The 14493-nt window shown below is 43.5% G+C and carries 12 protein-coding genes and 2 tRNA genes; 6 read left to right on the top strand and 8 right to left on the bottom strand.

What is annotated here, in order from left to right:
* Window position 1: 1 nt before the first annotated feature.
* A tRNA-Ser gene (locus B4G81_RS02430) sits at window positions 2–88 on the bottom strand.
* 122 nt (window positions 89–210) lie between these two features.
* Here B4G81_RS02430 and mltG point away from each other — a divergent pair.
* Entirely contained in the window at window positions 211–1254 is a 1044-nt protein-coding gene (mltG, locus tag B4G81_RS02425) for an endolytic transglycosylase MltG (protein WP_294079692.1), read from the top strand.
* A gap of 13 nt (window positions 1255–1267) precedes the next feature.
* On the opposite strand, the gene B4G81_RS02420 is transcribed toward mltG, so the two are convergent.
* Window positions 1268–2200, bottom strand: a complete 933-nt coding sequence (locus B4G81_RS02420; RefSeq protein WP_294079705.1) for a bifunctional riboflavin kinase/FAD synthetase — start codon at window positions 2198–2200, stop codon at window positions 1268–1270.
* A gap of 258 nt (window positions 2201–2458) precedes the next feature.
* Between B4G81_RS02420 and B4G81_RS02415 the strand changes: the two genes are divergently transcribed.
* From B4G81_RS02415 to B4G81_RS02400, 4 genes are all read left to right on the top strand, one after another.
* Window positions 2459–3700, top strand: coding sequence for a 3-keto-disaccharide hydrolase (locus B4G81_RS02415; RefSeq protein WP_294079703.1), 1242 nt, complete (start codon window positions 2459–2461; stop codon window positions 3698–3700).
* 250 nt (window positions 3701–3950) lie between these two features.
* Window positions 3951–4310, top strand: coding sequence for a ribosome silencing factor (gene rsfS / locus B4G81_RS02410; RefSeq protein WP_294079690.1), 360 nt, complete (start codon window positions 3951–3953; stop codon window positions 4308–4310).
* Between the two features lie 56 nt (window positions 4311–4366).
* Window positions 4367–6484, top strand: coding sequence for an ATP-dependent zinc metalloprotease FtsH (gene ftsH / locus B4G81_RS02405; protein WP_414703150.1), 2118 nt, complete (start codon window positions 4367–4369; stop codon window positions 6482–6484).
* Window positions 6485–6862: 378 nt separating this feature from the next.
* The gene (locus B4G81_RS02400) at window positions 6863–7438 is read left to right on the top strand and encodes a superoxide dismutase (protein WP_294079698.1); all 576 of its coding nucleotides are present in this window, start codon (window positions 6863–6865) and stop codon (window positions 7436–7438) included.
* Between the two features lie 61 nt (window positions 7439–7499).
* On the opposite strand, the gene pgeF is transcribed toward B4G81_RS02400, so the two are convergent.
* The 3 genes from pgeF to B4G81_RS02385 are packed head-to-tail and all read right to left on the bottom strand — an operon-like array spanning window position 7500 to window position 10053.
* Entirely contained in the window at window positions 7500–8318 is an 819-nt protein-coding gene (gene pgeF / locus B4G81_RS02395; RefSeq protein WP_294079688.1) for a peptidoglycan editing factor PgeF, read from the bottom strand.
* Between the two features lie 9 nt (window positions 8319–8327).
* Complete coding sequence (obgE, locus tag B4G81_RS02390) at window positions 8328–9476, bottom strand: GTPase ObgE (RefSeq protein WP_294079684.1); 1149 nt, start codon at window positions 9474–9476, stop codon at window positions 8328–8330.
* Between the two features lies 1 nt (window position 9477).
* Window positions 9478–10053, bottom strand: coding sequence for an adenylate kinase (locus B4G81_RS02385; protein ID WP_294079682.1), 576 nt, complete (start codon window positions 10051–10053; stop codon window positions 9478–9480).
* A 107-nt stretch (window positions 10054–10160) separates the two neighbouring features.
* Between B4G81_RS02385 and B4G81_RS02380 the strand changes: the two genes are divergently transcribed.
* Entirely contained in the window at window positions 10161–10508 is a 348-nt protein-coding gene (locus B4G81_RS02380; protein ID WP_294079680.1) for a hypothetical protein, read from the top strand.
* Here the strand turns inward: B4G81_RS02380 and B4G81_RS02375 are convergent.
* The 3 genes from B4G81_RS02375 to radA form a co-directional block, all read right to left on the bottom strand.
* Window positions 10501–12768, bottom strand: a complete 2268-nt coding sequence (locus B4G81_RS02375) for a cation:proton antiporter (protein WP_294079678.1) — start codon at window positions 12766–12768, stop codon at window positions 10501–10503. The two genes, B4G81_RS02380 and B4G81_RS02375, sit on opposite strands and share 8 nt — an antisense overlap.
* A gap of 112 nt (window positions 12769–12880) precedes the next feature.
* Window positions 12881–12951: transfer RNA gene (locus tag B4G81_RS02370), tRNA-Cys, on the bottom strand.
* 120 nt (window positions 12952–13071) lie between these two features.
* Window positions 13072–14439: a DNA repair protein RadA gene (radA, locus tag B4G81_RS02365; protein ID WP_294079675.1), complete on the bottom strand. Its 1368-nt coding sequence runs from the start codon at window positions 14437–14439 to the stop codon at window positions 13072–13074.
* Between the last annotated feature and the right edge of the window lie 54 nt (window positions 14440–14493).

Genomic DNA, 14493 nt, shown 5'->3' with positions numbered 1-14493 from the left:
GCGGAAGCGGGGGGATTCGAACCCCCGGTACAGTTACCCGTACGGCAGTTTAGCAAACTGCTGGTTTCAGCCACTCACCCACACTTCCTGATGGATTTTTCTGAAATCGGATGCAAATATACAAGTTTGTTTTTAACTTGTCAAAGAAAAGGTGATTTTTTCAAATGAATATTCTATTTTTGTACCTGCTTTCCTGAAACTCCTTATAAAATGGAACAGATAAAAAAGAAAAAAAGGAATAAAGTCATACGGCTGATCTTTGGTATCCTGTTACTGACAGTCATCGGGGCAGGCATATTCCTATACAAGACGGCTTTTCAACCATTCTCTCTTTCAGAAACAGTATATATCCATATCAACAAGGAAAAGGACTATGAAGAGGTAGTAAGACAACTGAAAGAAAAGGCAAATCTCCCCTCTGAAAAAATATTCCGGATGCTGGCTGAACGGATGAACTATCCAAATAAAGTAAAAACCGGGAGATATTCCATTGAAGACGGCATAACCATGCCCGATGTAATCCGCCGGTTGAGGTCGGGGAATCAGGCTCCGGTAAATCTTACTTTCAACAATATACGTACCGGCGAGAATCTGGCCGGGCGTCTCTCGCAACAGCTGATGGTGGACAGCCTTTCATTATTGCAGGCTATCGATAATCCTGCCAATGCTGAAAAATTCGGGTTTAACCACTATACATTTGTCTCAATGTTTATTCCAAACACTTATGAAGTCTACTGGGATATGAACATCGATAATCTGCTGAACCGCATGAAAAAGGAATATGACTTTTTCTGGAACGGAGAACGGATGGAGAAAGCACGAAGAATCGGTCTTACACCGATACAGGTCTCTACCCTTGCCTCCATCGTGGAAGAAGAGGCTACATATGCAGACGAATACCCTATTGTGGCAGGATTATACTTGAACCGGCTAAACAGGGGTATGCGGCTGGAAGCAGACCCGACAGTCAAATTTGCAGTCGGGGATTTTTCATTGCGTCGTATCCTATACAGGCATCTCGAAGTGGAATCCCCTTATAACACTTATAAAAACGACGGGGTGCCGCCGGGACCCATCCGAATTCCATCCATACAAGCTATAGATGCCACTTTATCACCACAGCAGCATAATTATTTGTTTATGTGTGCCAAAGATGACCTTTCCGGACGCCATAATTTTGCGACTACCCATGCTGAACATGCTCGTAATGCAGCGGCATATCAGAAGGCGTTGAATGAAAGAAGAATATATTAGGAATTAAATAAAGTCAATATTCCGACTCCATAAGCCGTTGTTTTACAGATCTCCTATCTTGGTGTATCTGCGCCACCAGTTCCTCTTTGGAAGCAAACTTACGGTCGGGACGGATAAAATCGATAAATTCCACACATATCGATTGATTATATAAATTGCCATCAAAATCAAAAATATTGACCTCCACACTTACCTCATTATCTGAATGCAAGGTGGGTCGCCGCCCTATATACAACATCCCGGTATAGGCAAGATCCTGTAAATACACTATCACAGCATAAACACCTAATTCCGGCACTACCTTATAGCGTTCCCAGACCTGCATGTTGGCAGTGGGAAAACCAATCGTGCGTCCTACCTGGTAACCCTCCACAATCTTACCTGATAACCTGTAATGATAGGACAACAACCCGTTGGCCTCTTTTATCCTGCCCGCCTTTAAAAACCGGCGTATTTGTGAAGAACTAACCTCTTTATTGTCTAACCGAAATTGGCTTGCGAGGACTACATCTATTCCCAGCTCTTTTCCGTAACGGCAGTATTCGGAAAAACCGTCTTCCCTGTTGCGTCCGAAACGATGGTCATACCCTACCAGTAATGTATCAACATGCAGTTGCTCTTTCAACACCTTTTGCATGAATTCCTTGGCGGACAGTTGTGAAAGCTCTACGGTAAAAGGAATACTTATACAATAATCGATACCGGTCAAAGCCAGTTGTTCCACTTTCTCATCAAACCCGCATAAAAGAGCAGGTTGATAATCTTTTTGCAGCACTTTACGCGGATGTACCGGGAAAGTAATCACCGCGGAGGGCAAACCCCGTCGTTCAGCTTCTCTTTTTACTTGATCAATCAAATGCCTGTGTCCAATATGCACACCATCAAAAAATCCGACCGTCGCTACGAACGAAAGACTGTCAATTCCTTTCTCTACCGCTAAATCAATAAAATCCACAATCGAGTCAATTTATCTATTAAACTGCGAATATAAAACGAATTTGGCAAAGCATTGTTTAAAATTGAAAGATTCTTCTGCATTTTTCCTCATAAAAAAGAAAGAGGGAAACAAAAGTGTATGAAATGATGGAAATGCTTTTATATTCATACTATTTTTTTAACTTTGTACTTAAATTTATCCCAATATAAAATTTAATCCTTTAAAGAAAACGTGATGAATTCTAAATTTATTTTATTATCAACTGTAATGGTTATGCCTATTCTGATGGCAGGCTGCACCACAGGAGCAAAGCACAACACGCTGACGCAACAGGAAATTGCCGACGGATGGGAGCTTTTGTTCGACGGTACCACATTAAACGGATGGCGTGATTACAATGGGGAAGCACTGACCGCTCCCTGGTTTGCCGAAGATGGCATGATTCAGGCCAGAGGCGAAGGCGCCGATGAACACGGTTACATCGTTACCGAAAAAACGTATGAAAATTTCGAATTGGTATGGGATTGGAAAATCGCAGATGGTGGCAATAGCGGGGTGTTATACCACGTAGTGGAACATCCGAAATTCGCCGTCCCTTACGTGACAGGACCAGAGTATCAACTGATAGATGACCTCGGATTTCCCGAACCACTGGAAGAGTGGCAAAAAACGGGAGCCGACTATGCCATGCATACCACTGATCCGGCAAAGACCTCCATTAAACCGGCAGGCGAATGGAATACTTCGAAAATCGTTTTTGACAATGGACATGTAGAACACTGGCTGAACAGTGAAAAGGTGATTGAATTTGAAGCATGGACCGAAGATTGGTTTACGCGCAAACACAGCGGTAAATGGGAAAATGCTCCCGAGTACGGATTGGCACATAAAGGTGTAATCTGCCTTCAGGACCATGGTTCAGCTGCATGGTTCCGTAATGTGAAGATTAAGGAATTACCCCGGAAGACCAAAGAAATCAGCTTATTCAACGGATCAGATTTACACGGCTGGGAAGTATACGGCACTGAAAAATGGTATGTGCAGGATGGGCTTCTGGTATGTGAAAGCGGTCCTGACAAGCAGTATGGTTACCTTGGCACACGCGAATATTACGATGATTTCGACCTGACGGTTGAGTTCAAACAGGAAGCTGATGGTAATTCCGGAGTATTTATCCGTTCATTCGTTGAACCGGGTGCCATTGTCAATGGATGGCAAGTGGAAGTAGCTCCTAAAGGTCATGACACCGGGGGAATCTATGAGTCTTACGGACGTGGATGGTTAGTACAGATCCCCGACGAAAAAGAAGAGATATTAAAAGAAGGAGACTGGAATACAATGCGTATCCTGGTACAAGGCGATAACGTAAAAACCTGGCTCAACGGTGAAGAGATGGTTGACCTGACCGATGAAAAGATTGGCAAGGCACAAGGACGTATCGCATTGCAAATCCACGACGGAGGTGGCATCAAAGTACTTTGGAGGAACCTGCAACTAAAAACATTGTAATTGATATCAAGCAGGGAAGATATGTTTCAGGATAAAGTAGAACCCTGTCCCATAAAGACGGGGTTTTATTTTCCCTACCCTACCTGCATTACAGATCTCCCCGGCTCCCAGTCTCCCCAAAACCATCCAATCATCACTCCCTGTTCCGATTCATCGGGATCAACCCTTACTTTCCACTTTTCATATTTATTTGGATTTTATTTTGAAAAAAGAACCTATCTTTGTATGATGAACTCACTTAAAATAAAGAATGACAGAAAAAAACGCACTTTTACAAAGTATTATTGAAGGAATTCAGGAAAAGAAAGGAAAAAATATCAGCACTATTCAATTAAAGGGCATATCAGGCACCCTCTGCGATTATTTTGTTATTTGTGAAGGCAATACACCCACACAAGTATCTGCATTGGCAGATTCAATAGATGAAATCGTAAAGAAAAACACGGGGGAAAATCCTATCCGCATACATGGACAACAAAAGGCCGAATGGATAGGCATGGATTACGGCAACATCATTGTGCATATATTCCTACCCGAACTGCGCAGTTTTTACAATCTCGATAATCTTTGGGAAGATGCCCGGATAGAACATATACCTTCTATAGACTAAAAACTTATTCTTCCAAAAATTGTTACAATAATTCAGACGATATATAGAGTCAGCAAATGAACAAGACAAATAAAGACAATAAACAGGATAAACAACCGACCCTACGACCAAAGATGGGGGGGAATAACCCCAAAAGGCCGTTCAACCCCTACTGGATTTATGCCATTGTTTTGGCGATGCTCATGGGAATGTGGTTTTTTGGCCAAGACGCTGGTGTCAAAGAGGTGAAATGGTCGGAATTTCAACAATATGTACGGGATAACCGCGTGAAGAGCGTGGTGGTGTACAGCAACAAAGAGACTGCTGAAGCAATTGTGCGGGAAGAGTCTGTGCCCTATGTTTTTGGGGAAGATGCCAATAAGGTCACCAAACTACCTTTGATAGTAGTAAAAGTCCCTTCTACTGACGCCATATCAGAATTTATCGATAAGGTAAAAGCGGAAAGGAATTACGATATTGAAGTGCGTTTCGACACATCGTCGGAACTATGGGGAATATTACTCACTTTTGCACCCTTCCTCCTCCTAATTATATTCTGGGTATGGATGATGCGCAGGATGCAAGGCGGTGCCGGTGGTGGAGGTGGAGGTGTTTTCAATGTAGGAAAATCGAAAGCCCAACTCTTCGATAAGGATTCCAGCCAAAAAGTAACTTTCAAAGATGTAGCCGGCCTTTCCGAAGCCAAAGAAGAGGTACAGGAAATTGTAGAATTCCTGAAAAACCCCAATAATTATACCAACTTGGGAGGGAAAATCCCTAAAGGGGCACTTCTCGTAGGTCCTCCCGGAACGGGTAAGACACTATTGGCAAAAGCGGTGGCAGGTGAAGCCAATGTACCCTTCTTTTCTATCTCCGGATCGGATTTCGTGGAGATGTTTGTGGGTGTGGGCGCATCCCGTGTAAGGGATCTTTTCCGACAGGCCAAAGAGAAAGCTCCCTGTATCGTATTTATCGACGAAATCGATGCTGTGGGCCGGGCCCGTGGAAAGAACACCAATTTTGGTTCTAATGATGAGAGGGAAAACACCCTGAACCAGCTCCTCACCGAGATGGACGGCTTCGGGTCGAACAGTGGTGTGATCATTCTTGCGGCTACCAACCGTGCCGACGTGCTGGATAAAGCACTGATGCGTGCAGGCCGTTTCGACAGGCAGATATATGTAGAACTTCCCGACCTGAATGACCGCAAAGAGATATTCAAAGTACATCTTCGTCCCATCAAGATAGACGAATCGGTAGATGTGGAATTCCTCGCCCGGCAAACACCCGGCTTCTCAGGTGCCGATATCGCCAATGTCTGTAATGAAGCCGCTCTCATTGCTGCACGAAATAAAAAGAAATTCGTGGAGAAGGAGGACTTCATGAATGCTGTCGACCGCATCGTGGGTGGATTGGAAAAGAAGAATAAGATTATCACCCAGAACGAGAAGAAAGCCATCGCCATCCACGAAGCAGGACACGCCACCCTGAGTTGGTTTCTGGAACATGCCAATCCGTTGGTGAAGGTAACCATTGTACCTCGGGGAAAAGCATTAGGTGCCGCATGGTACTTACCCGAAGAGAGGCAAATCACCACCAAGGAACAAATGCTTGATGAGATGTGCGCCCTATTGGGGGGCAGAGCTGCCGAAGAATTATTCATTGGATCGATCTCCTCGGGTGCGATGAACGATCTGGAACGGGTAACCAAGCAGGCATACGCCATGATTACCTATATGGGTATGAGTGAAAAACTGCCCAATCTGAGTTATTACGATTCGTCCGGGCAGGAATATACTTTTTCAAAACCCTACAGTGATGAAACGGCCCAACTGATCGACAGTGAAGTGAAGGCAATGATCAATCAGCAATATGAAAGGGCAAAACAGATCCTTACCGACAAGGCTGAAGGACATAACAAATTGGCAAATATTCTTCTGGAAAGAGAGATTATCTATTCCGACGATCTGGAAAATATATTCGGGAAACGTCTTTGGATATCACGCTCTCAAGAGATATTGGAGAATGAAAAAGAGTCTGCAACAAGCATACCTCTCCCCTCCAAACCTCACGGTTCGGGAGACCATGTATTTATCGATACCGATGAAAAGATGGGAACCGATTCTCAGCGGAAAGATGAAAAAGAGAAGAAGGAGGAAAATAGCAAGACTGTCGACCCGGAGATGAATAAATAAAGGCAACGGGGAATAGAAAGAACCTATAAAGCCCCTCAATACACTTGATAGCCTGACTATTAGAAGTCAGGCTATCTTTTTTTAATATCCTCTTTTATCTAAATTAACACCAATAGACCTTACTCCTGTCGAACATTTCAAGGATTGTTTTCGTTATAAGCAGACAATAAGTTGATTTAATGATATGATAATGTAGTGATGTGATAATGATCATTAAATTAATTATTTCAGGTATTTAGACCGACAGGAAAATAAATTAGTCGTATGAAAACAATTCATTATTACTTATTGACAGGATTATTCGCGTTATCAGTGATCAGCTGCAATAATTCCAATGCGAAAAACAGTGAAAATAACAATTCTAAAAACAATGTAAATATGAAATTCGAAAAAGTAGCATTACCTTACGCAACCGATGCTTTAGAGCCGGTTATCAGTAAACAAACAGTAGAACTTCACTATGGCAAACACCACCAGGCCTATGTGGACAATCTGAATAAACTCGTAGTGGGCACCAAATTTGAAAATGCCGATCTTGAAACAGTGGTAAAAGAAAGCGATGGAGCTATCTTTAATAATGCAGGACAAATCCTCAACCATAACATATATTTTACCTCTTTCAAGAAAGATGGGGGTGGTGAGCCCAAAGGTAAATTGGCTGAAGCCATCAATGCCCAGTTTGGTTCATTCGACAAGTTCAAAGAAGAATTCAATGCAGCTGGAGTAGCCGTATTCGGGTCAGGATGGGTATGGTTGGCAAAGGACCGGGATGGTAAACTTTCTATTTTAAAGGAAAGCAATGCCGGCAATCCCATTACAAGTGGTTTAGTTCCAATCTTAGGTTTTGATGTATGGGAACACTCTTACTATCTTGATTATCAGAACCGCCGCGCCGATCATCTAAAAGAAATTTGGAAGATTATAGATTGGGATGTGGTAAGTGCACGTTATTAAAAAATCAAATTTGTCAACTGGTATCGAGGGAGTGAATACAAAAAAATTCACTCCCTCTTTTTTATCTATTCATCATAATACCTGTTAGCATCCTACCGGAATGCACTGTTTGCCGGCGCGCGGAAAAAAAAAGATCTTCCTTTTCAAAGGTACAGAATGCGCTTTTTTCGATATGGGATTCAGGAATCCCTAACCGCATCAACTCTCGCTTGTTAATTTCCTTCAGATCAAGATAAAATTTGGATGACGCCATTTTTTTAAGAAAGAGGGTAGTATCCGAAAGATCGAACCCTTCCTCCTGAAATCGTCTTGTTACGTCCTCTCCCACCTCATAATGCGACATATCTATGGCTGGCCCAATGCCGGCAGTTATATCAATAGGAGAAGAGCCAAACTGTTGTTTCATCCTGTCAATGGTTTTTTCTACGATACGTCCCACTGTTCCTCTCCAACCTGCATGAATAGCCGAAATTACCTCCTTTTGAGAATCATATAGGATAATAGGCACACAGTCGGCAGTGGTCACGCACAAAAAAATACCTTTTTCAGCGGATATGGTGGCATCAACCCCATACAATGTTTCAATGGCGGTTGCACTGTCAAGGGCAAGGAATTCCCTGTCAATTGTCAGGACATTTGCTCCATGTGTCTGATGGGGAACAATGAAACGGCTAATATCCATGTAGAACATTCGGGCTAATATTTCCCGATTTTCCCGGATATACAATGGATTATCATCCGAAAAATTCCCCATATTAAAAGAGGAAAAAGCCCCGTGGCTCACCCCCCCTTCGCGGGTAGTAGTGAAATGGACAATATTCTCTTCTTTTTCGAACAGATCGAAGAGAAGCAGATTATCATATTGGGGGTGGGGGGTCATTGCTAAATATTAAAAATCATCTTCATAGTAATTGTCCTCTTCTTCCATCTCATCATCGGAACCGGAATCATCTACCGGAAAATCTTCCTCCGGTTCAAATTCAAGTCCGGAAAGATCGAGATTTCTATGGACCAGCGCATTACGTGAAGTCGATATCGGCACATAATTATCCGAATTGAGTTCCCGCCAAAGCAAATCTTTCAGTGCATGAATTCCATATTCCGTAATAGAAGAGATAAACAAATAAGGAATATCCGGCAGATCAAGAGAAATTTCATGCATTAATTCCTCATCCAGCATATCCGCCTTGGAAATTGCCAACAGATGAGTCTTATGCAATAACTCCGGATTATATTGCGTCAATTCATTCAACAAAATATTATACTCCTTCTCTATATCGTCCGCATCGGCAGGAATCACGAAAAGCAGTAAAGAATTACGTTCTATATGCCGGAGAAACCGTAAGCCAAGGCCCCGCCCTTCACTGGCTCCTTCAATAATTCCAGGAATATCGGCCATCACAAACGATTTTCCCTCCCTGTATTCCACAATACCCAAATTGGGCTTGAGAGTGGTAAAAGGATAATTGGCAATCTTTGGTTTGGCAGCCGACACTACAGAAAGCAGGGTAGACTTCCCGGCGTTCGGAAAACCGACCAATCCAACATCCGCCAGCAACTTCAACTCAAGGACTACCCATCGTTCTTCATAAGGCTCTCCGGGTTGAGCGTATCGAGGGGTCTGGTTGGTCGCAGACTTAAAATGGACATTGCCTTGGCCACCCCGGCCTCCCTTCAACAACACTACTTCCTGTCCATCATCGGTGATATCACATAAATACTCTCCGGTATGAGCATCATAAGCCACGGTGCCACAGGGGACTTCAATCACTTTGCTTTCTCCTTTTTTCCCCGACCGCTGGGCTTTTCCTCCACCTTCACCATGTCCTGCAAAAATATGCCGCTGATAACGCAAGTGGAGCAATGTCCAGTAGTTACGATTGCCCCGGAGAATAATACTTCCGCCATCACCTCCGTCACCTCCGTCGGGACCACCTTTCGGAATATATTTTTCCCTTCTCAGATGAGCAGAACCGCGTCCACCCTTTCCTGATCTACAGAAAATCTTTACGTAATCTACAAAATTTGTTTCTGCCATTTTATTTTTCTATCCGGTCGATCTCTTTTTCGATAGAGTTAAAAATCTCATCGATAGAACCAATCCCTTCTATATTTTTGAGTATGCCGCGTCTACGATAAAAATCCTTGAGCGGCTCTGTCTGCGTATGGTAAACCTTCAACCTCGATTCAATAGTCTCCCGGTTGTCATCTTTCCTGCCGGAAATCTGACCCCGTTTCAACAGACGGTCGATCAATTCTTCTTCATCCACTTCCAGACTAAGGACAACATCTATGTCCTCACCATGCTTTTCCAGCATCTTGCTTAGCGCCTCTCCCTGTGCAAGGGTCCGGGGAAATCCATCAAAAATGAAGCCTTTAGCATTGGCATGCTTGCCGATCAGGCTATCAAGTATATCAATCACTAACCCATCAGGAACCAGATGTCCTTTCGACATATATGAATCTGCCAGCTTTCCTAATTCTGTGCCAGCTTTGATCTCTTCGCGCAATATATCTCCCGTGGAGAGGTGTTTAAGGTGATATTCCTCAACTAATTTAGCGCTTTGCGTTCCTTTTCCCGACCCGGGAGCTCCAAAAATTACTATATTCAACATTTGTTACTTCAATTAAGTTACAAAGATAAGATTTTTTATTTTTCCATAAACCAATTCATTTGTCATCTGTTTATTAAGAAAATGTTGAATATAAAATATGTCCTACAATGAAAAAAGAAGAATTCAAACAAAAAACAATCGGTCTAATAAATGAATTAGCCGATTATATCACCAAACTGGAAGATAAGGCGGGAGAAATTGCAGATGATGCGAAAGAAGAATATAGTGAGCGGCTGGAAAAACTGAAAGAGATGAAAGATAATCTTTCCTCCAAACTCTACGAGTATGAACAGGTAGCCGATTCCAAATGGGATGTGGTACGAGAGAGCGCGACCAATTTCTTGGGGTCGGTATGCGGTGCATGGAAAGAGAATTTCGACAAAGTAGCCGATGCTTTTAAAAAAGAGAAAATGACCGGCAATAATAGAACTTTTGATGATGACACCTCTATTTAATATTTTCTTCGAAATCGTTTAATTTATTTTTTTCACCGGCCAACCAAAGGATATCCCCGGATTCGAACATAAAAGAGGGTATAAGTTTAGTTTCCGACTCGCCTTCGCGATCGATGCCAATAATCATGCACTCTGTTTTTTCGCGTATGCCGGAATTGCCAATGGTTTTTCCCAATAATGAGGAATTGGAGTCGATAATATACTGTGAAACACTGATATGATGGTCTCCGTCTGTATCCTCCTTTTTGTCAACCCAACTGTTTCTTTCTTCCAGAAGTTGAAAGAAAGCCTGAATTTCATTGTCAGATCCCGCTACCACGATCCGGTCGAATGGGAAGATTCTCTGGTCCGGCGCAGGAATATTAATCTTCTTGTTGCCCCGGAGGATAGCTACGATATTGACTCCTGTCTTTTCACGGAAATCAAGTTCTCGAAGCGTTTTCCCCGCACTGGGGGATAATTGAGATACTTCAAATTCTTCAATATGGATATTCTTATTCAGCAAATCATTGGCGACTGTCGGTAAGATGACCGATTTATCTTCTTCATATTTCTGCTTCTCATTGAAATTCCTGAGAAAATGACTCTCCATTTCATGCGATTGCTTCCTTAATCCCTGAGAGAAGATGACGAACGTGACAATATTCAGGGCAATCACCACCATCAGCACGGCCAATCTCGGGAACAAGGGAATAAGTACCATTAACACAAGAACCGTCGCCAGCACCACCCGAACCGCCGTTAATGAGATAATTGCTCCCCGGTTGATAGCCCGTTCATGATTCCACACTTTCTTGAATTCCGGTGTCTGTGTTCTACCAATCACTATGGCCTGTATAAAAGGAGACATAACCAACAGCGTGGCAAAAGCCGATAAAATACGCCCCAACGTGTCCGGCACATGCAACATGATGAAAGGAGTGACAAAGTTCCTGAACAGCAATAAAACCGCAATAGAAAGCGTGAAATGGATGGCTGTATAGGTCAAGACACTCTTCAACAAACGATTCCAATCGCTCTGCTTATTTACGGCCTTATAGCTGGTTGCCGCATAACCGGTAACAATTCTATTCCACTTTTTAGGAATCTTTTTTTCTATAAAAGCAGATACGGGATCAGCAATCTGGATACAGTAAGGAGTGGTAAAGGTGGTGATCACAGATACAGCCACGATAATGGGATATAGCATGTCACTGATTACCCCGAGCGTCATGCCAAGTGTTGCGATAATAAAGGAAAACTCTCCGATCTGCGCCAGACTGAACCCCGCATTGATAGATACTCTTAAACTTTGCCCCGATGCCATTACACCCAGCGTGGCAAAAACGATGCGACCGACCAATACCACACCCGTAAACAGGAGGATCAGGTCAACATGATCAATGATTACCCGAGGGTTGATCATCATCCCCACAGAGACAAAGAAGACAGCACCGAAAAGGTTCCTGAGCGGCTCCACCAGGTGTTCAATACGCTTTGCCTCAACGGTTTCTGCCAGAATGGAGCCCATGATGAAAGCACCCAAAGCTGGAGAAAAACCAACATGTACGGCAAACAGTACCATCCCCAAAGCAAGCCCCACCGAAACAATCAACAAGGTTTCATCGTTCAGGTATCGTTTCAATTTCTTCAATAAGGTAGGAACAACATAAATTCCCACAACAAACCAGATAAGAATAAAAAAGAGTAGTTTCAACACGCTGTTGATCATCTCTACACCTTCAAAATGCTGGCTTATAGCCACGGTGGAAAGCAACGCCATCATCACTATTGCGGCGATATCTTCCACAATCAACATGCCAAACACAATGCTCGCAAACTTCTTTTTCTGCAATCCCATATCGTTGAACGCCTTGATAATAATCGTCGTAGACGACATTGAAAGCATTCCTCCCAAGAAGATACTGTCCATCGTAGACCACCCCAATAGCTGCCCGATAAAATAACCGATGACAATCATCGAGCCCATATTGATCAGTGTGGCAATAGAAGCCGTTCCCCCCACATCGATCAATTTCTTGAAGCTGAATTCGAGGCCCAAACCGAACAAAAGAAAGATAACACCGATATCTGCCCAAACCGACACATTCCCCATATCCGCCACGGTGGGGAGCCATGATATATAAGGACCAGCCAGAAGGCCCGCAACGATATATCCTAATACAATCGGTTGTTTTAACCATTTAAAAATTATTGTTGCTATGCTGGCGGTAATCAGGATCAGTGCCAGATCACCGATAAAATCGGGTAGATGTCCCATTGGCGTTTATATTTTGCATAGAAAGATATTTTTTTGTGATTTAATTCTAACCACAAAAATAAGAAAAAAACTCCGAAACTGCTTATAATCAACAATTTCGGAGCATCACACGAGGTACCTGGCGGATTCGAACCGCCGTCGACGGTTTTGCAGACCGGCGCCTAACCACTCGGCCAAGGTACCAAAAGCCTAAATTAGGTTGCAAAGATAAAATATTTTTTTGATTTAAAAAAGCCATTTCTCTTTTTCTATTTTCCCGATCCATCTTTCTTCCGATCTATCTTTCTTTGCCAATCCGCTTTCTCATGAGAACAAAAGTCTGAAAGCATCACTCACCCTTTTCACCTGTTGAACATCAATTCTGGTCTTCTTATTAAATCCTTTCAGATTATTGAAAGGGATAAGAATACGGGAAAAGCCCAGTTTTTCGGCTTCCTGGATACGCTGCTCAATACGATGCACAGGCCGTATCTCTCCCGACAATCCTACTTCCCCACAGAGACAGATGTCATTTTCAATCGTCATATCAAGGCTCGATGAAAGTACGGCACTGATCACGGCAAGATCCATACCGGGATCACTCACCCGCAAACCACCGGCGATATTTAAAAAGACATCTTTTTGGGCTAGCTTAAATCCGGCACGCTTTTCCAGCACTGCCAACAACATATTCATCCGCCGGATATCAAACCCGGTGGCGGAACGCTGGGGTGTGCCATAGGCAGCGGTACTGACCAACGCCTGGGTTTCGATAAGGAAAGGACGAACACCCTCCACAGCCGCGGCAATAGCCACACCACTCAAACCGTCATGGTTTTGGGTTAACAGCAGCTCGGACGGATTGCTCACCTCCCGCAACCCCGACTGATTCATTTCGTAAATAGCCAACTCGGCGGTGCTGCCAAACCGGTTCTTGACCCCTCGGAGGATACGGTACAAATAGTGCTGGTCACCTTCAAATTGTAACACGGCATCCACCATATGTTCCAGAATTTTCGGTCCGGCGATGCTTCCTTCTTTGGTAATATGTCCAATTAATAATACGGGAGTACCCGATTGCTTGGCAAATTTAAGCAACAGTGCGGCACATTCACGCACCTGTGAAATACTTCCGGGAGACGACTCCAACGCCTCGCTGTATATGGTCTGCACCGAGTCAATAATCAACAGCTGAGGCGACACTTTTTTCACATGCTTAAGAATCTCATCGAGATTGGTCTCGCAAAGGATCAGACAGTGATCATTCCGTATGCCGATCCTGTCAGCACGCAGCTTCAATTGTCCGGCACTCTCCTCTCCCGACACATACAGCGATTTGATATCCGTTAATTTCAAAATAGTCTGCAATACCAGCGTAGATTTTCCTATACCCGGTTCCCCTCCGACCAGCACGACCGAGGCAGGAACCAATCCTCCTCCCAGCACACGGTTCAACTCGCCATCGTTCATATCTATCCGGGGTAATTCATCGGCCTTGATCTCGTCCAGTGTCAACGGCACACTTTTCCTTTCCCCAAAAGAGCGGGAATCTTCCTGCTTCGAAGCGGTATCCTTGCGCACCAGTTCTTCCACAAAAGTGGACCATTCACCGCAAGCAGGGCATTTCCCCATCCACTTGGGTGATTCATAGCCACAGTTGGAACAAAAATATACAGATTTCAGTTTCGCCATGTTGTCATCGTTTAGAGAGGTAAAGATAGAGAAATTTCTTGTATTTTTGTACCA

The organism is Proteiniphilum sp. UBA5384 (genome assembly GCF_002410825.1).
Taxonomy (GTDB): domain Bacteria; phylum Bacteroidota; class Bacteroidia; order Bacteroidales; family Dysgonomonadaceae; genus Proteiniphilum.
This window is presented reverse-complemented; position numbering and strand designations above follow the sequence as displayed.

Bases quoted from the DNA above. Each gene is read 5' to 3' on its own strand.
- mltG (WP_294079692.1), top strand. From the start codon at position 211: ATGGAACAGATAAAAAAGAAAAAAAGGAATAAAGTCATACGGCTGATC.
- ftsH (WP_414703150.1), top strand. From the start codon at position 4,367: ATGAACAAGACAAATAAAGACAATAAACAGGATAAACAACCGACCCTA.
- B4G81_RS02385 (WP_294079682.1), bottom strand. From the start codon at position 10,053: ATGTTGAATATAGTAATTTTTGGAGCTCCCGGGTCGGGAAAAGGAACG.
- B4G81_RS02380 (WP_294079680.1), top strand. From the start codon at position 10,161: ATGAAAAAAGAAGAATTCAAACAAAAAACAATCGGTCTAATAAATGAA.
- rsfS (WP_294079690.1), top strand. From the start codon at position 3,951: ATGACAGAAAAAAACGCACTTTTACAAAGTATTATTGAAGGAATTCAG.
- B4G81_RS02415 (WP_294079703.1), top strand. From the start codon at position 2,459: ATGGTTATGCCTATTCTGATGGCAGGCTGCACCACAGGAGCAAAGCAC.
- obgE (WP_294079684.1), bottom strand. From the start codon at position 9,476: ATGGCAGAAACAAATTTTGTAGATTACGTAAAGATTTTCTGTAGATCA.
- B4G81_RS02375 (WP_294079678.1), bottom strand. From the start codon at position 12,768: ATGGGACATCTACCCGATTTTATCGGTGATCTGGCACTGATCCTGATT.
- B4G81_RS02400 (WP_294079698.1), top strand. From the start codon at position 6,863: ATGAAATTCGAAAAAGTAGCATTACCTTACGCAACCGATGCTTTAGAG.
- radA (WP_294079675.1), bottom strand. From the start codon at position 14,439: ATGGCGAAACTGAAATCTGTATATTTTTGTTCCAACTGTGGCTATGAA.
- pgeF (WP_294079688.1), bottom strand. From the start codon at position 8,318: ATGACCCCCCACCCCCAATATGATAATCTGCTTCTCTTCGATCTGTTC.